This window comes from Streptomyces specialis, from assembly GCF_001493375.1.
GTDB lineage: Bacteria > Actinomycetota > Actinomycetes > Streptomycetales > Streptomycetaceae > Streptomyces > Streptomyces specialis.
The window spans coordinates 112,947-129,355 of the sequence record NZ_LN929894.1 but is presented as its reverse complement, the minus strand read 5'-3'; the positions used below and the strand labels follow the sequence as shown (position 1 = coordinate 129,355).

Genomic DNA, 16,409 nt, shown 5'->3' with positions numbered 1-16,409 from the left:
AGGACGATCGGATGTTCCAGAACGCCGACGAGATCAGTCAGTACATCGCGGACAACGACGTCAAGTTCATCGACGTCCGGTTCTGCGACCTGCCGGGCATCATGCAGCACGTCACCGTGCCGGCCGAGAGCTTCGACCCGGCCGAGAGCCTGATGTTCGACGGCTCGTCGATCCGTGGCTTCCAGGCCATCCACGAGTCCGACATGGCGCTCGTCCCGGACCTGTCCACCTCGCGGGTGGACCCGTTCCGCAAGGACAAGACCATCAACATCAACTTCTTCATCCACGACCCGATCACGGGTGAGGCGTACAGCCGTGACCCGCGGAACGTGGCGAAGAAGGCCGAGGCGTACCTCGCCTCCTCCGGCATCGCGGACACCGCCTACTTCGGGCCCGAGGCCGAGTTCTACGTCTTCGACGACGTGCGCTTCGAGACGAAGTCCAACGCGGGCTACTACTACATCGACTCCGTCGCGGGCGCCTGGAACACCGGCGCCATCGAGGAGGGCGGCAACCGCGGCTACAAGGTCCGCTACAAGGGCGGCTACTTCCCCGCCCCGCCGGTGGACCACTTCGCCGACCTGCGCGCCGAGATGTCCCTGGAGCTGAGCGCGGCCGGTCTGCACGTCGAGCGGCAGCACCACGAGGTCGGCACGGCCGGCCAGGCCGAGATCAACTACCGGTACAACACGCTGCTCGCCGCCGCCGACGACCTGATGCTGTTCAAGTACATCATCAAGAACGTCGCGTGGCGCAACGGCAAGACCGCCACCTTCATGCCCAAGCCGATCTTCGGTGACAACGGCTCCGGCATGCACGTCCACCAGTCGCTGTGGCAGGGCGGCACGCCGCTCTTCTACGACGAGCAGGGCTACGCCGGGCTGTCGGACACCGCCCGCTACTACATCGGCGGCATCCTCAAGCACGCGCCGTCGCTGCTGGCGTTCACCAACCCGACGGTGAACTCGTACCACCGCCTGGTCCCCGGCTTCGAGGCCCCGGTCAACCTGGTCTACTCGCAGCGGAACCGCTCGGCGGCCATGCGTATCCCGATCACCGGCTCGAACCCGAAGGCCAAGCGCGTCGAGTTCCGCGCCCCGGACCCGTCCTCGAACCCGTACCTGGCGTTCGCTGCGCTGCTGTTGGCCGGTCTGGACGGCATCAAGAACAAGATCGAGCCGGCCGAGCCGATCGACAAGGACCTGTACGAGCTGGCCCCCGAGGAGCACGCCGAGCTGCCGCAGGTCCCGACCTCCCTGCCGGCCGTCCTGGAGGCGCTGGAGCAGGACAACGAGTACCTCCAGGCCGGTGGCGTCTTCACGTCCGACCTGATCGAGACGTGGATCGACTTCAAGCGGGAGAAGGAGATCGCCCCGATGCAGCTCCGGCCGCACCCGCACGAGTTCGAGCTGTACTTCGACGTGTGAGCCGGCGCCGTCACGAGCGTCGTCACGGATGACCTGAGCCCCGCCGCCCTCCCGCACCGGGAGAGCGGCGGGGCTCCGTGCCGTGCGGGGTGGTCAGTCCATGTCATCCGGGGGGCCGGCGTCGAGGTCGAGTTCGATGCCGAAGTCCTCGCCGGTGGCGAAGGAGCTGATCAGGGAGGTCAGCGGGCCGCAGTTCTCCAGGGGGGCGATGTCGTACGTGCCGCTCAGGTGGCCGCCGGTCTCCGGGACGAACGGCTGGTCCTCGGGGGACCACAGGTCGATGATCGTGGGCTCCGACGCCCGGCAGTCGGGGCCGCCGCCGACGACGATGCCGCGGATCTCGATCCGGGGGATGCGGATCTCCGTCGGCGTGGTGCCGGCGAGGCGCCCGTCCGCGAAGGTGCCGGTGGTCGTGCCGGTGTCGAACTCGGCTTGGGCCGTGACCGGCAGGACGCCGAACGCCGTGAGGGTGGCGGTCGTCGGGAGCAGCGTCGACTCGCCCTGGACGGTGCCCGTGGCGTCGTCGAAGCGCAGCTCGATGTCCCCGGTGACCGTCTCGCCCTCCTCGCCGGGGCGGAGGTGGACGGCGCCCTCCAGGGCGTAGCTGTAGGTGCCGGGCTCGGCCGGGCCGAGCTCCCAGTGCGCCAGCCGGTTGTCCTGGCCGGGCGCGACGGAGCAGGCCAGCGGGGCCGGGTCGCCCGCGATCGGGTAGCCGCCGGTGTCGAGCAGCGGCAGGGACAGGGCGAAGTCCTCGGCGGTGATCGTGTACTCGCCCGCTTGGGTCACCGAGAGGCTCGGTGACCAGGCGGCGGCGTCGAAGGAGAAGTCGTCCGTCGACGCGTCGACCGTGTACGGCAACGACAGGGGGAGCGTCAGGCCGGGCGCGGTGAAGGCGAGGTCTCCGGTGCCGGCTCCCTCCCCGAACCCGCCGACGACGGCGTCGCGCAGCGCCTGCCGGGTGGCCGCGTCGAACGTCCAGTGGGTCGCGACCTCGAAGGACCGGATCTGCTGACCGACCGGGACCGTCGGCGGCAGATCGGTGGTGAACTCCACCTCGACGGTGCGCTCCCCCACCCGGGGCACATCGCAGACGTAGTCCAGCGTCAGGGCCACCGGATCGGCGGAGGCCGGGGTGCTCGTCCCGGCCACCAGGGCACCGCCCAGCAGGGCGGTGCCGGCGACCACCGTCACCGCTCTCCGCCGTCTCGTTCTCTTCGCGCCGACGTCCACGTGCTGTCCCTCTCTCTCGACCGGAGGAGAGCGGAAGACAATGAAACGCACGCGGTCCCCACCCCCCGTTTCCCAGGCGAAGCTAGGTGCGCCGTTTGCGGTGGTCAAGGCATGATCCGCCGATTCTCCCGAACGGAGCCGGTGGCGCGGCGGGATGCGGCCTCGGTGAGTAATTTCCCCCCGGGGCCGGGCCGTTGGCGGGTCGTGGCCGGGCGCGTCGTCAGGCGGAGAACGGCGTCTCCAGGTCGCTGTCCTCCTGGCGCGGTCGGGCCGGTGGCGGGGCGGCGTGGGTTCTGGCGTCGGCGGAGCAGGGGTCGCACAGCGCGGTGATCCACGAGCCGTGCTGGCCGCCGCGGAAGCGGGGGCGGCCGGGCGCCCCGCACATCTCGCAGGTCCGGCCGGAGGCTATCTCCGCCTCGTCGGTGAGCAGGGCGGCGGCGTCCGCCCAGTGCCCGTCGAAGTAGCCCTGCTCGTCGAAGCGGTCGGCGACACAGATCCGCAGCCCCCCGAGGTTCCGCTCGCAGGACTCGACCCGGTAGTCCGGGGCGAGGGCGAGAAGCCGCTGATGAAGCCTTTCCAGCAGGGTGGCCCAGCCGGGGCCCACGGTGGGGGCCCAGGCGGGAAGCTGCCGGTCGTTCGGGGGCGTGCCAGTCATGGTCACATCTTCGCCGGGGGGTCTGACAGTCCCGCTCCGGGCGGTCGAGCGTCCGTTTCCTCCCGCCGAGCCGGGGCAGCCGAGTCGGGGACACCGGGCTGGGACGGAGGCGGGAGCGGACATGGGCGCATCGGCGGCGATACGCGGTATGAGAGGCCGGACCGCGGGGCGGGGAGCCGCCCGGCGGGCGGCGAACAGCGGTGCCATGGGCGCGGCGGCCCGTTCGGGGCTGGCGGCGCGCGGCGTGCTCTACCTGCTCGTCGGGCTGCTGGCGCTCCAGGTCGCGTTCGGCAGCGGCGAGCAGGCCGACCGGGGTGGCGCGCTGCGCGGGCTGTCGGACAAGCCGCTGGGGAGCTTCCTGATCTGGGCCGTGGCGATCGGGCTGGTGGGAATGGCCCTGTGGCGGCTGTCGGAGGCGCTGTTCGGCGCGGCGGGGCCGGACGGGCACAAGGCGCGCAAGCGGCTCCTGTCGGCGGGGCGGTGCGTGTTCTACGGCGTCGTCGCGTACTCGGTGCTGTCGTACGCGGCGGGTGAGCAGGGCAGCGGCAGCGGGTCCAGTGACAAGCAGTCCGAGGACGTGACGGCCGAGGTGCTGGGCATGCCGGGCGGGCAGTGGCTGGTGGCGGCCGGCGGGCTGGTGATCGCCGGGACCGGGGTGTGGATCGCCCTGCGGGCGGTGCTGCGCAAGTACCGCAAGCATCTGCGGCTGTCCGCGATGCCGCGCGGGGTCCGGCGCGGGGTCGATGTCCTGGGCGTCGGGGGCGGCGTGGCGCGCGGCGTCTTCTTCGCCGCGGCGGGCGGCTTCGCGGTGGCGGCGGCGGTGGACTACGACCCGGACCGGGCCAAGGGCATGGACGACACGCTGCGCTCCTTCGCCGAGACCCCGGCGGGCCCGTGGCTGCTGGTGGCGATCGCCGTCGGACTGGCGCTGTTCGGCCTCTTCTCCTTCGTGGAGGCCCGCTGGCGCGAGGTGTGACCCGGCGGCCGAGTCGCTGCCCGGCACGGTGTTCTCCGCCCTCCGCGACGGGGGCCGGGTCGATGAGCCGGGCGATGGGCGGCCGAACTCGGCGTCGCCGCCCCGTAGTCGCGCGGCCCGGGGGTCAGATCCCGTCGAACTGCCACCAGGTGCCCGACTGCCAGTTCCGGCCCGTCCACGCCTCGCGCTCCGCGCGGCCGGGGTCGTCGGCCGGGTGGGGGTCGTCGGGGGTGAGGATCATCGTGGTGCGGGCGCCGGTCATGTAGCCGGGCCAGTCGGGGAGGCCGTCGGCGGCCGGGGGGTGGCCGGTGGCGAAGGCGCCGAACGCCTCGTGGAGCAGGGCGGCGAGGCCGGTGCCGCCCTGCCAGATCGCGGTGCCGTCCGAGCCGTGGGCGGCGTGGAGTTGGCCGGCGAGGAAGTCGAACCCGGGGGCCAGGCCGGTGAACGGGCCGTCGTAGCGGGAGCGCCAGACCGGGGCGTGGGCGGACTGCGCGTCGGCCAGGCGGGTGGTGGGGACGCCGTAGCGTTCGTCGGACATCACGGCCAGGCGCAGGGCCGTGGGGTCGGGGCGGGGCGCGGCGTAGGCGGCGAGGATCTCGTCGCGGCCGGTGGGCCCGAAGTACTCGGTGAGGACCCGGTCGGTCTGCTCGTCCGCGTCCGGGACGGCGAGTTGGTAGAGGGCCGACTCGTCGGCGCAGCTCTGGGCGAGGAGCGGGACGCCGGCCGCGGAGCCGGCGGCGATGGCGCGCAGCGGGTGGGTGGTGAGGGCGAGGCCGTCGATGGCCGGGCGCCAGATCCAGGAAGCGCGCAGGCCGCTGCCGATGGCCGTCTGGGCGGCGAGGATGTCGGTGGCGGGCACCGCGCGGAGGCGGTCGGGGGTGGTGCCCAGGTGGCGCAGGAGCCGGCGGGCCAGGCGGGCGGCCTGTTCCGGGGGGGCGACGTGGTCGGCGCCGCCGCTGGAGGAGGCGGCGCGGTGGATCATGCCCCGGGGCAGCGGGGAGGCGAGGGGGTTGGCGACGGCCTTGGCGCCCGCCGACAGGCCGTAGACGGTGATCCGGTCGGGGTCGCCGCCGGAACCGGCGATGTTCTCGCGTACCCAGCGCAGTGCGGCGGCCTGGTCGTGCAGGCCGTGGGCGCCGGTGTGCTCCTCGCCCTCCACGGCGAGGAACCCCAGTGCCCCGAGACGGTAGTTGAAGGTGACGACGACGAGGCCGTGGTCCCGGGCGAACGCCGCGCCGTCACCGGCCATGTCGGTGCCGCTGCCGCTCTGGTAGCCGCCGCCGTGCACCCACAGCAGCACCGGCCGCCCCGAAGCCCCGGCCGGGGCCGTGACGTTGAGGTACAGGCAGTCCTCGGACGGCGGGGGCGGTTCTGGCTCTTATACACCACTTACGCTGCCGACGCAGAGGGTGGCGGGGCACTGGGCGGTGTGGGCCGTCCACGGCGAAGCCGTCGCCGAGGGGGCGGACGGCGGTGACGGTGGTGAGGGGGTGGATCTCGGCGCCGCCGCGTTCGGCGAGGTGGAGGTAGTTCTCGTTGAGGGTGTTCTTGGCGCCGGGGCGGCAGCCGGTCAGGCACGCGCCGCACTCGGAGCGGGCGTGGCGGGACGGGCCCGCGCCCCCCAAGGACGGGTCGGGCGCCGGGGGTCCCGGCGCCGCGGGGACGGTGCCGTCGGCGTCCCGGCCGTCGCCGAAGAAGACGCCGACCGGGGCGGGGCGGAACGTGCCGCCGTAACCCAGCTTGTCCGCCGCGTCCTTGAGGTGGGCGTCGGCCGCCTCGACGGCCGGGTTGGCGCGCACCCCGAGCATCCGCCGCGCCTGGTCGTAGAACGGGGCGAGTTCCTCCCGCCAGTCGGTGATGTGCCCCCATTGGCGGTTGCGGAAGAACGCGTCCGGCGGCACGTACAGCGAGTTGCCGTAGGTGAGCGAGCCGCCGCCGACGCCCGCGCCGGCCAGGACGACCGCGTCGGGGAGCACGTGGACGCGCTGGACGCCGTAGAGCCCGAGGGCCGGTGCCCACAGGTAGTTCCGTATGTCCCAGGAGTCCTGGGGCAGTTCGTCGCGGCGGAAGCGGCGTCCGGCCTCCAGCACCGCGACCCGGTATCCCTTCTCGGTGAGCCGCAGCGCGGTGACCGCCCCGCCGAATCCCGAACCGACCACCACGACGTCGTAGTCGTACGCCCTGTCCGCCGCGCTCATCGTCAGCCCCGCAGGGACGAGACGAGGGCGGCCATGCCGTGCGGCAGGGCCCTGGCCAGGGAGGGTTCGGCCGCGAAGCGGGTGATGTGGGCGCCGGTGGTGTGGGCGGTGCGGTTGGCCACGGACCAGGCGCTGGCTCTTATACACCTGGTGACTGAGTGTCTCGATTACTGGGTGTGTGGTGGGTCATATCCGCCTCATTTGTTTTTTTTTTTTTTTCAAGAAGAAGACGGCATACGAGATTTCTGCCTGTCTCGTGGGCTCGGAGAGGTGTATAAGAGCCGGGACGGGTCCCGGCTCGGCCGGGCGCGGGCCCGGGACGGGGGGAACCGCCGGGACGGGCAGCAGCGGCAGGCGCAGCGCGCCGAAGGCGGTGGCCGGGACGGCGGGGTGGGCCGGCGGCACGGCCGGGACGCGGCGGTACGGCTGGTGTTGCGCGGGGCGCGGGTCGGGCTCGCCCTTGTTGGGCCACATCGCCATGGCGCGTTCGGCCTGCGCGGTGATGGTGAGGGCGGGGTTGACGCCGAGGTTGGCGGAGACGGCGGCGCCGTCCACGACGCTGATGCCGGGGTGGCCGTAGAGGCGGTGGTAGGGATCGACGACGCCGTGCTCGGGGCTGTCGCCGATGACGCAGCCGCCGAGGAAGTGGGCGGTCACCGGGATGTCGGCGACCTCGCTGAGGAAGCTGAACGGGTAGCCGCCGACCGACGCGGCCAGTGCCTTCGCGGCGTCCTGGGCGGCGGGGATCGAGGTGGGGTTGGGGTTTCTTATACCCATCTGGTGCCGACGCCGAGGAGGAGAGTGTAGAAGCCGTATGTCGCAGTCGCGCGGGGCAGGGGGTGGAACGGGCCCCGCACGACGGTGCGTTCGACCTGCTCGGGGTCGAGCAGCAGGGCGTTGTGGACGACGCCGATGCCGCTGCCGACGTCGTGGATGTCGTGGCCAGGGTAGGCGCCCCAGGTGGCGCGGGGCAGGGCATAGCCCACGCCGACCCAGCAGTTGACGGCGACGGTGCCGTACCGCAGGCGGGAGACGGCCGCGTCGAGGCCGCTGCCCAGCGAACGGAGCGTGGCGGGGTCGGCGATGAGCCCGGCGCCCAGAGTGCCGTAGAGCCGGTCGTTGCAGAAGTCCACGGCGTTGTCGAGGAATTCGCCGGCGGTGGCGCCGGGCAGCCGGGTGACGCCGAGCACCGGGCCGAAGTACTCGGTGGAGAACGCCGGTTCGTCCGGGTCGGTGGCGTCCAGGCGGGGCAGCAGGGTCCGGCGCACGGCCGGGTCGCCGCCGAACAGCTCGGCGCCGGGGTGGGTTTCGACGGCGGCGCGCTGCCGGTCGGCGGCCCCGGGGTAGTAGCCGGGCCGGGCGGGGGCGTCGCGCAGCGCGTGGCGCAGGTGGTCGAGGAACCGGTCGGCCTGCGGCCACCGTTCGGGCAGGACCAGGATCTGGGAGGCGATGCAGTTGAAGCCGGAGTTGTGCAGCCGCTGGGTCGCCACGTGCCGCGCCTGCCGCCGCAGCGTGGCGTCGCTCCACCGGCCGGGCAGGACGACGACCGGGCCGACGCCGCCGAGTTCGCTGGTGATGGGCTTGTCGATCAGCGGGGTCCGGGGCGTGCCCGGCTCCGGGGTGCCGGGGCCGAAGACGATCGCGTCGTGCGTCTGGCGGCTGCCGGTGATGTGGATGGTGTCCACGTCCGGGTGGCCGACGAGGCGGGCGCCGGTCTCCGCGCCGCCCGTGGTGATGCGGACGAACCCGCGTTCGGTGAAGGCCGCGAAGACGCGGGCGAGGATCGGCGCGAGGTAGTCGTTGACCGGGTTGAGCTTGATCATCACGACCGCGCCGTCCTGGTACAGCTTGGCCAGCGCGTCCAGCGGGGGGATGGAGTTGACGTTGCCCGCGCCCAGCACGAGCCCCACCTCGCCGGCCCGGCCCCGGTCGCGCAGCGCGGCGCCGGCCGCCCCGGCGGCCTGTTCGGCGGTGACGCCGGGCCGCAGCCACACCTCGCCGCTGTAGCCGAGCAGCGTCAAGTCCCGTGCGGTGAACGGGAAGACGCGCACCGCGACCCGCCCGTCGGGGAGTTGGCGGAGCTTGGCGTCGTCCAGCGGGCTGCGGCCGGTCTCCAGCCGGAACAGCGTCTGCTCCAGCGCGGCGACGGCGGCGAGCAGCGCGTACGGCCCGCTCATCCACTCCTCCCCCGCCGCCGGGCTGCCGGGGTCGATGCCCTTGCCCCGGCAGGAGGCGGCCACCCACTCCTCGGCGACCTCGGCGGTGGCCTCGTACACAGTGCGCAGCAGCCGCCGCTTGTCGGCCGTCGGGGTGGTGATCCAGTCACGGGCGTGGGCCCGCAGCACGGTGAGGTCCAGGTCGAGCACGTCCAGATCGGTCACGGCAACTCCCTTGTCCGCCGGAGAATGCCGTAACGGTAGAGCCAGGTGGTCCGGTCGCGCGATGGGCGGTCGCCCAGGAAGCGGGGGGCCCGTTGTGCGGGCGGGAAGGCGCGGCCGTACCGTTCGGGCATGGAGCCGACGGCTCCGGCGACGGCCGTGCTGATCGAGCGCGTCGCCGGTCAGATCCTCGACGACGTGGACGCCCTGCTGCCCGAGATCGACCGGGCGATCTTCAAGGTCGCGCCGGTGCTGGCCGACGATCCGACGCTGGCGGCGGAGAGCCGGGCCAGCAGCCGGGCCAACGTGCTGCGCTGGCTGACCGCGATGCGGCGCCACCCCGGCGAGCAGCCGTCCGACGACCCGCTGCCGGAGACCCTGGACCTGGCGCGGACGCTGCTGCGGCGCGGGGTCGATCTTCAGGCGCTGGTCCAGTCGTACCGGGCCGGGGTGTATGTGGCGTGGCGGCAGTGGATGGACGTCGCGGTGGCCACCGTGGAGGACCGGGGGGCGCTGGTGGACCTGCTCCAGGCGTCGTCCGCGCTGATGTTCGGCTATGTGGACGACATGCTGGGCGCGGTGCTGGCCCGGATGGAGGAGGAGCGGGCGGGGCTGCTGACCGGCGCGCTGGCGCGGCGCGCCGAGACCGTGCGGCTGCTCCTGGACGGCGCGCCCATCAGCGCCGAACGGGCCGGGCGGCGGCTGGACCACGACCTCGCGGCCCGCCACCTCGCGGCGGTGCTGTGGACCGAGCCGCCCGGCGACGCGCACGGCGTCCTGGAGCAGGCCGCGACCGCGCTGGCCGTCGCCGCGCACGCGCGGCGCCCGCTGATGCTGCCCGCCGGGGCGTCGGCGCTGTGGGCGTGGATCGCGGTCCGCGAGGACCCGGACTGGGCGGCGCTGCGCGCCGCGCTGGAGGAGGCGGCGCCGCCGGAGGTCCGGGTGGTGCTCGGCCCGCCGCGCGCCGGGATCGCGGGCTTCCGCCGCAGCCACGCCGCCGCGGTGGCGGCCCAGCGGCTGCTGGCGGGCGTGCCGGGCGGGCAGCGGCTGACGGCCCATCACGAGGTCGAGGTGGCCGCGCTGGTCGGCCGGGACGAGGAGCAGATGCGGGAGTTCGTCGCCTCCGCGCTCGGCCCGCTCAGCGGCCAGGACCCGGCGCTGGGGCCGCTGCGGGACACCGTCCGGGTGTACCTGGAGGAGGGCGGCAACGCGCCGCGCGCGGCGCAGCGGCTGCTCACCCACCGGAACACGGTGCTGCATCGCGTCGCGCGGGCCGAGGCGCTGCTCGGCCATCCGGTCGCCGAGCGGCGCCTGGCGCTGTCCCTGGCGCTGGAGCTGGTCCACCGCCTCGGCGACCGCGCGCTGCCGCCGCCGGGCCCGGCGGACCGGGGGTGACCGCCTGGGAGCGGGTGGGGCCGTGCGTGGTAGGGTGGGCCGAACGTGTGGCACAGGGCCGCCGGTTGAGACCCAGGAGGTGAGTTTGATGGCTGTCGAGAAGACCGCTGCCTCGCGCAGCGCCCGGACCATCCTCACGTCCCGGGCCCCGGTCTGACACTCCACGTCCTGTTCTCGGGGCCCCTTTTCCCAAAGGGTCTCTCACCTTGAGTTCTCCGTCTTCATCCCCCTCTTCTTCTTCCTCTCCGCTGTCCGTCCACGGCTGGGACGACGTCCTGGAGAGCGAGTTCGCTCCCCACCGCGCCGCCGGCCTCGTACCGGCCCGGATCACGGGCGTGGACCGCGGTCTGTGCGACGCGGTCACCGACGACGGCCCGCTGCGGGCCGCGACCGCCGGGCTCGCCGCGTGCACCGGCGACTGGGCCGCCCTCGACCCCGGTACGGCGGGGCGCGAACCGCGGCTGGTGGCGCTGCTGCCGCGCCGCACGGCGATCGTCCGTTCCAGCGCCGCCCGGGACTCCCACGGCCAGGTCCTCGCGGCCAACGTGGACACCGTCGTGGTCGCCGTCTCGCTGGCCGTGCCGCTCGACGCCGGGCGGCTGGAACGGCTGCTCGCCCTCGCCTGGGAGAGCGGTGCCCGTCCCGTCGTGGTGCTGACCAAGACCGACCAGGCGGCCGATCCGGCCGAGGCGATCGCCGAGGCCGCCGCGGCGGCTCCCGGCGTCGAGGTGGTGGCCACCAGCGCGGTCACCGGCGAGGGCATGGACGCGCTCGCCGCCCTGCTCACCGGCACCGTCGTGCTGCTCGGCGCGTCGGGCGCGGGGAAGTCGACCCTCGGCAACGCGCTGCTCGGCGGCGGGACCCTCGCCACCGGCGAGGTCCGCGACCGGGACGGCAAGGGCCGGCACACCACCGTGCGGCGCGAACTGCTCCCGCTGCCGGGCGGGGGCGTCCTCATCGACACCCCCGGGCTGCGCGGCGTCGGACTGCACGACGCGGCGGACGGCATCGAGCAGGTGTTCGCCGAGATCGAGGAACTGGCCGGTGACTGCCGGTTCGCGGACTGCGCCCACGAGGCGGAGCCGGGCTGCGCGGTGCTGGCGGCGATCGCGTCGGGCGAGCTGCCCGAGCGCCGGCTGACGAGCTACCGCAAGCTGCTGCGCGAGAACGCCTGGGCGGCGGCCAGGACCGACGCCAGGCTCCGGGCCGAACGCACGGAACGGTGGAAGGCCATCCACCGCCACCAGCGGGCGACGTACCGCTTCCGCGAACGCCAGCGGTGAGACAGCGGTGAGGGGGCACCCGGCCGGGCCGGGTGCCCCCTCACCTGTCACGGGGTCATGCCGTCATGCCTTGTGTGTGGCTCCCTTGGCCTTCTTGGCCGCCTTCATCGCGGTCAGGGCTCCCGCGAGACCGAGGAGGAAGATCAGACCTCCGGTGATGAGGTTGCTGGCGATCAGCCGGGCGCCCGGATCGTCGGCGACGACCCACGGCGAGACCGCGAGCCAGGCACCCATCACCCACAGCGCGTGGCTCATGCCGTACATGCGCTCGGGCGCGCGGCTGAAGCCCAGGGCGAGCAGGGCCACGGCGATGCCCACGATCAGATTGCTGACGGTGAGGTCCGGGCGGTTGTCGTGGAAGTGCACGGCCCACGGAGAGATGGCGGCCCACAGGCCGGCCAGGAACAACGGTCCGTCGACGAACACCACGTCGCGCCCGCCCAGGATCCGCGAGTAGCGCTCGCGCATCTCCATCTCATCGGGGTGACCAGCGAGGTCCGCCCGTCGGCGGTGTGAGACCTCGGTCATTGCGACTTGCCTCCTTAGATCTGTTCATGGGCACTTTCCACTATGCACCTTTATGACCCATTTGGGTATTTCGCCGGAAAGTAACTCCGATCAACTGGTAATCTTCATTACATGCTTACTGAGAGAGAAAGAGACGAGCTGCGCGGCTGGGTCGCCGGGCGGCTCCCCGACGGGCTCTTCACCGAGCTGGTGGAGGTGACGGCCGACCGCGAGGAGATCACCGTCATCGGGCGGATTCCCGACCCCCAGGTCAGCCCCGGCGCCTCCGCCGTCGAACGCGAGGCGGCCCGCGAGGGCCGGGTCGCCGAGTTCCGCTCCCGCACCCGCGACGAGCGCTCGCACGTGGCGCGCTCCGCCGAACGCCGCTTCCGCCGGAAGGTGTCCTGGGGCGTGGAGTGCGGCGGGGAGCGGACGTTGTTCACCCATGTCGCCGCCCCGGTGATGACCCGGCTGCGCCAGCCGGAGCGCCAGGTCCTGGACACCCTCATCGCGGGCGGGGTGGCCCGCAGCCGCAGCGACGCGCTGGCCTGGTGCGTCCGCCTCGTGCGCCGGAACGCCGACGACTGGCTGACCGAGCTGCGGGACTCCCTCGCCCAGGTGGAGCGCGTGCGCTCCCAGGGACCGGACGCCGCCGCCCGCGACGACTGAACGGCGGGGCGGCGGCCCGGAGATCCGGCTACGGAACGTGCCCGTGGCATGTCCGTACGCCGTCGTACGGGGATACCGTGCGTTAGCGTTCTGGCATGCCACAACAGCGGGGTTCCCGGAGCCGGTTGACGGCCTCGGACTGGGCCGAGGCCGCGCTCGCCGCCATGCGCGAAGGGGGCGGCCTCAACGCCATCGCCATCGAGCCGATCGCCACCCGCCTGGGAGCCACCAAGGGCAGCTTCTACTGGCACTTCGCCAACCGCGAGGCGCTCGTCGAGGCCGCGCTCGCCCGCTGGGAACGGCTGCGCACCGAGGAGGTCGCCGCCGCCGTCGGCCCGGAGCCGGACCCGCGGGCGCGGATCCGGGAGCTGTACCACCGCGTGACCCGGGACGCGGCGCGGGACCCGACCGAACTGGCGCTGCTCGCCCACGCCGACCACCCGCGGGTGGCGGCGGTGATCAAACGGGTCACGACCCACCGGCTCGACTGCCTGTCCCGCCTCTTCCGCGACCTGGGACTGTCCGAGACGGAGGCCCGGTACCGCGGCCTCCAGGCGTACTCCGGCTACCTGGGACGGGCGCACCTCGCGCACAGCGTCCCCGACCTGCTGCCCCACGGCGAGGACGACCGGCGCTACCTGGACTCGGTCATCGACTCGCTCATCGGCACCCACCGGCCGGACGCGGACTCCGGAGCCGGCACCGATACCGGTGCCGGCTCCGGAAAAGGACCGGCTCCGGGACGGGACCCCTGATTTCCCTCGCCCGGAGCCGTCGCGTCCCCGCGAGGCCGCTCGCTCGGCCGAAGACGCGGGTGCCCCGAGGCCCGGGAGCGAAACAGGAACACTCCGAACGTGTCACCGCTCACACTCGTGTCGGCACGGCCCGGGCGGGTACCCGACAGGCTCCCGACGCGAGGAGGAAGCCATGCAACAGCGGGGCAGCGACCGTCTCAACGTCCACCGCGACGACGTCATGAAGCACGAGCTGCAAGGCATGCTGCGCGGTGATCACCCGACGCGGGCGGAGGAGTGGCGCGACCAGGAGCCGCCCGCCGAGGACGACCCCGATCTGGTCGACGGCCCGGTCCCGCCGCGCGGCGCGACGACCACGGAGGAGGCCGAGAACGAGGCGTTCCGCTTCGAGCTCGCCCGCCACCTGCGGCGCAGCGTCTTCCCCGCCGAGCGCGGGGAACTGCTGAGCGTCCTGTCGGAGACCCACGCCCCCGACCGGCTGGTCGAAACCGTCGAGGAACTGCCGCCCGGACACGCCTACGCCAACGTGCAGGAGGTGGCCGACGCGCTCGGCCGCAAACCGCGCGCCTGACACCGCCCCGGGGGCGGCGACCTTCCACACCGGGTCGCCGCCCCCGCGCGTGCGCCGTCACGGGCGCGAGCGGGTCGTATACGGCGGCCGGCCGCCGTCAGTCCGGCGCGGGGAGAGCGGCCTCCGCCGCGGCCAGGATCTCCGTCACGCGCACGCCGAACCGCACGTCGCACGGGTGGGGCTCGCCCGTGCGGACCGAGGCCACCAGGGCGTCCAGCGCGCGCAGCAGGGAGCCCACCGCGCCGCCCTCGCCGCGCTCCGGCAGGGTCGTGACGCCCGCCGCGCCGCGCAGCTCCGCCGTCACCGACGACGCCTGCGGCGGCACCGTGTGCGTCAGCGTCATCGTGCTCGACGCCCCCGACGCGTGGCGCAGCGCCAGGTGCACCATGTCACCGGGGCCGCGCGCCGCCGTGACGGAGGCGACGTCGCCCAGGGGCGGCAGCATCAGGGACAGCGTGTGAGGGCCGAGGTCCCACAGGGCGCCGCGCTCCCGCCGCCACGGGGAGTCCTGGTACCGGCTGGCGGAGCCGCCGAAGACCGGCGAGAACCAGTCGGCCCGCCCCGTCACCCAGCCGTCCGTGGCGCTCTGCGCCGCCACCCCCGCCGCCGACTCGGGGGCGAAGCGCAGCGTGAAGAACACCACCGACCCCCCCCCCGCCGCCGACACCGCGTCCGCCAGCGCGCGGGCCGCCGGCACCGACGTGGCGACCGGCTTGTCCAGCAGCAGATGGCCCCCGGCCGCCGCCGCCCGCGCCGCCAGCGGCGCCTGCACGTCCGGCGGCAGCGCGAACGCCACCGCCTCGCAATCCGCGAACAGCGCGTCGGCGTCGTCGTACACCCGGGTGTTCAGCCGTCCGGCCAGCTCCGCCGCCGCCTCGGGGCGCCGGCCCCAGACGCCGGCCAGCTCCGTCTCCGGGTGCTCCACCAGGGCCGGGCCGTGGGTGAGCCGGGCCCAGGGGCCGGTTCCCAGCAGGCCGATTCTCATGGCCGGTCGCCTCTCTGCCGCTTGCCGATGTCACGCCGTGCCGCCGCACAACAGCCTACGGTTCGGCGCCAAACGTAGTTCACAGGGCCTTAACAGACGGGCAATGGGCGGGAAACTGCTGGTCGCGAGGGTGACGACAGCGTTCGCACGCACCCGCGAAGACTCCTGGAGGAGCACGACCGTGACCATCAAGGCCGAGTACATCTGGATCGACGGCACCGAGCCCACCGCCAAGCTGCGCTCGAAGACCAAGATCCTCTCGGACGCCACCGAGCTGCCCACCTGGGGCTTCGACGGTTCCAGCACCAACCAGGCCGAGGGCCACGCCTCGGACTGCGTGCTCAAGCCGGTCGCCTCCTTCAAGGACCCGATCCGCGGCGGGGACAACATCCTGGTCCTCAACGAGGTCTACAACGTCGCCGACGACACCCCGCACGTCTCCAACACCCGCGCCCTGCTGCGCCCGGTGGCCGAGCGCTTCGCCGCCCAGGAGCCGATCTTCGGCATCGAGCAGGAGTACACCTTCTTCAAGGGGTCCCGCCCCCTCGGCTTCCCCGAGAACGGCTTCCCGGCTCCGCAGGGCGGCTACTACTGCGGCGTCGGCGCCGACGAGATCTACGGCCGCGACGTCGTCGAGGCGCACCTCGACAACTGTCTGAAGGCCGGTCTCGGCATCTCCGGCATCAACGCCGAGGTCATGCCCGGCCAGTGGGAGTTCCAGGTCGGCCCGCTGTCCCCGCTGGAGGTCTCCGACCAGCTCTGGATCGCTCGCTGGCTGCTGTACCGCACCGCCGAGGACTTCGGCATCTCCGCCACCCTGGACCCCAAGCCCGCCAAGGGCGACTGGAACGGCGCGGGCGCGCACACCAACTTCTCCACCAGGGCGATGCGCGAGGGCTACGACGCGATCATCACCGCCTGCGACGCGCTCGGCGACGAGGGCAAGCCGCTGGAGCACATCAAGAACTACGGCATGGGCGTCGAGGACCGCCTCACCGGCGCCCACGAGACCGCGCCCTGGGACCAGTACAGCTACGGCGTGTCCAACCGGGGTGCCTCCGTCCGCATCCCGTGGCAGGTCGAGCGGGAGAAGAAGGGGTACATCGAGGACCGCCGCCCCAACGCCAACTGCGACCCGTACGTCGTGACCCGCCTGCTGGTGGACACCTGTTGCGCCAAGCTGGAAGCGGCCGGCCTGGTCTGACCCGGCCCCCGTCCGATCGTCTCCCCGGCCCACGGCCGGTGCAGCTCGGGCGTCGTTCCGGGGAGACACCGAGGGCGCCCGTGCCGCGACCGGCCGGGCGCCCTCGGTGTACCTGGGTACACCGCCACCGGGCGGCCCGCCCCCGTGACGCGCGGTTGGTCCGCACAGCAGACTGT

14 protein-coding genes and 1 pseudogene are annotated in these 16,409 nt (G+C 73.5%); 8 read left to right on the top strand and 7 right to left on the bottom strand.

Going from position 1 to position 16,409, the window contains the following annotated elements:
• The first annotated feature begins 11 nt into the window (after positions 1 to 11).
• The gene (gene glnA, locus BN2279_RS12650) at positions 12 to 1,427 is read left to right on the top strand and encodes a type I glutamate--ammonia ligase (RefSeq protein ID WP_059008963.1); all 1,416 of its coding nucleotides are present in this window, start codon (positions 12 to 14) and stop codon (positions 1,425 to 1,427) included.
• Positions 1,428 to 1,520: 93 nt separating this feature from the next.
• Here glnA and BN2279_RS12645 read toward each other — a convergent pair whose 3' ends face one another.
• Both BN2279_RS12645 and BN2279_RS12640 read right to left on the bottom strand, forming a co-directional pair.
• Positions 1,521 to 2,618: a DUF6801 domain-containing protein gene (locus tag BN2279_RS12645; RefSeq protein WP_059008960.1), complete on the bottom strand. Its 1,098-nt coding sequence runs from the start codon at positions 2,616 to 2,618 to the stop codon at positions 1,521 to 1,523.
• A gap of 259 nt (positions 2,619 to 2,877) precedes the next feature.
• A complete protein-coding gene (locus BN2279_RS12640) occupies positions 2,878 to 3,312 on the bottom strand; it encodes a hypothetical protein (RefSeq protein ID WP_159037208.1) in 435 nt (144 codons plus the stop codon).
• 148 nt (positions 3,313 to 3,460) lie between these two features.
• Here BN2279_RS12640 and BN2279_RS12635 point away from each other — a divergent pair, with 148 nt between their 5' ends.
• Positions 3,461 to 4,288, top strand: coding sequence for a DUF1206 domain-containing protein (locus BN2279_RS12635; RefSeq protein WP_104531018.1), 828 nt, complete (start codon positions 3,461 to 3,463; stop codon positions 4,286 to 4,288).
• A 124-nt stretch (positions 4,289 to 4,412) separates the two neighbouring features.
• Here BN2279_RS12635 and BN2279_RS12630 read toward each other — a convergent pair whose 3' ends face one another.
• The 3 genes and pseudogenes from BN2279_RS12630 to BN2279_RS12615 all read right to left on the bottom strand — a co-directional run bounded on the left by BN2279_RS12630 (position 4,413) and on the right by BN2279_RS12615 (position 8,867).
• Complete coding sequence (locus BN2279_RS12630; protein ID WP_059008955.1) at positions 4,413 to 5,588, bottom strand: carboxylesterase family protein; 1,176 nt, start codon at positions 5,586 to 5,588, stop codon at positions 4,413 to 4,415.
• 49 nt (positions 5,589 to 5,637) lie between these two features.
• A pseudogene (locus BN2279_RS12625) lies at positions 5,638 to 6,486 on the bottom strand (FAD-dependent oxidoreductase); the annotation flags it as partial.
• Between the two features lie 767 nt (positions 6,487 to 7,253).
• Positions 7,254 to 8,867: an aldehyde dehydrogenase family protein gene (locus BN2279_RS12615; RefSeq protein ID WP_059008950.1), complete on the bottom strand. Its 1,614-nt coding sequence runs from the start codon at positions 8,865 to 8,867 to the stop codon at positions 7,254 to 7,256.
• A gap of 129 nt (positions 8,868 to 8,996) precedes the next feature.
• Here BN2279_RS12615 and BN2279_RS12610 point away from each other — a divergent pair, with 129 nt between their 5' ends.
• A complete protein-coding gene (locus BN2279_RS12610; RefSeq protein ID WP_059008948.1) occupies positions 8,997 to 10,259 on the top strand; it encodes a PucR family transcriptional regulator in 1,263 nt (420 codons plus the stop codon).
• Positions 10,260 to 10,465: 206 nt separating this feature from the next.
• On the top strand, positions 10,466 to 11,542 hold the full coding sequence (gene rsgA / locus BN2279_RS12605) for a ribosome small subunit-dependent GTPase A (protein WP_059008945.1): 1,077 nt from the start codon (positions 10,466 to 10,468) through the stop codon (positions 11,540 to 11,542).
• 63 nt (positions 11,543 to 11,605) lie between these two features.
• Here the strand turns inward: rsgA and BN2279_RS12600 are convergent, their stop codons facing one another.
• The gene (locus tag BN2279_RS12600) at positions 11,606 to 12,070 is read right to left on the bottom strand and encodes an SPW repeat protein (RefSeq protein ID WP_059008943.1); all 465 of its coding nucleotides are present in this window, start codon (positions 12,068 to 12,070) and stop codon (positions 11,606 to 11,608) included.
• Between the two features lie 111 nt (positions 12,071 to 12,181).
• On the opposite strand from BN2279_RS12600, the gene BN2279_RS12595 reads away from it, so the two are divergent.
• The 3 genes from BN2279_RS12595 to BN2279_RS12585 all read left to right on the top strand — a co-directional run bounded on the left by BN2279_RS12595 (position 12,182) and on the right by BN2279_RS12585 (position 14,044).
• On the top strand, positions 12,182 to 12,718 hold the full coding sequence (locus BN2279_RS12595) for a hypothetical protein (RefSeq protein WP_059008941.1): 537 nt from the start codon (positions 12,182 to 12,184) through the stop codon (positions 12,716 to 12,718).
• A 95-nt stretch (positions 12,719 to 12,813) separates the two neighbouring features.
• Positions 12,814 to 13,473 (top strand): TetR/AcrR family transcriptional regulator, encoded by a 660-nt coding sequence (locus BN2279_RS12590; RefSeq protein WP_059008939.1) that lies wholly within the window; start codon positions 12,814 to 12,816, stop codon positions 13,471 to 13,473.
• A 172-nt stretch (positions 13,474 to 13,645) separates the two neighbouring features.
• On the top strand, positions 13,646 to 14,044 hold the full coding sequence (locus BN2279_RS12585; RefSeq protein ID WP_059008937.1) for a DUF2795 domain-containing protein: 399 nt from the start codon (positions 13,646 to 13,648) through the stop codon (positions 14,042 to 14,044).
• Positions 14,045 to 14,141: 97 nt separating this feature from the next.
• Here the strand turns inward: BN2279_RS12585 and BN2279_RS12580 are convergent, their stop codons facing one another.
• Positions 14,142 to 15,029, bottom strand: coding sequence for a Gfo/Idh/MocA family protein (locus BN2279_RS12580; RefSeq protein WP_059008935.1), 888 nt, complete (start codon positions 15,027 to 15,029; stop codon positions 14,142 to 14,144).
• Positions 15,030 to 15,210: 181 nt separating this feature from the next.
• Here BN2279_RS12580 and glnII point away from each other — a divergent pair, with 181 nt between their 5' ends.
• A complete protein-coding gene (gene glnII / locus BN2279_RS12575; protein WP_059008934.1) occupies positions 15,211 to 16,233 on the top strand; it encodes a glutamine synthetase in 1,023 nt (340 codons plus the stop codon).
• Positions 16,234 to 16,409: the final 176 nt, after the last annotated feature.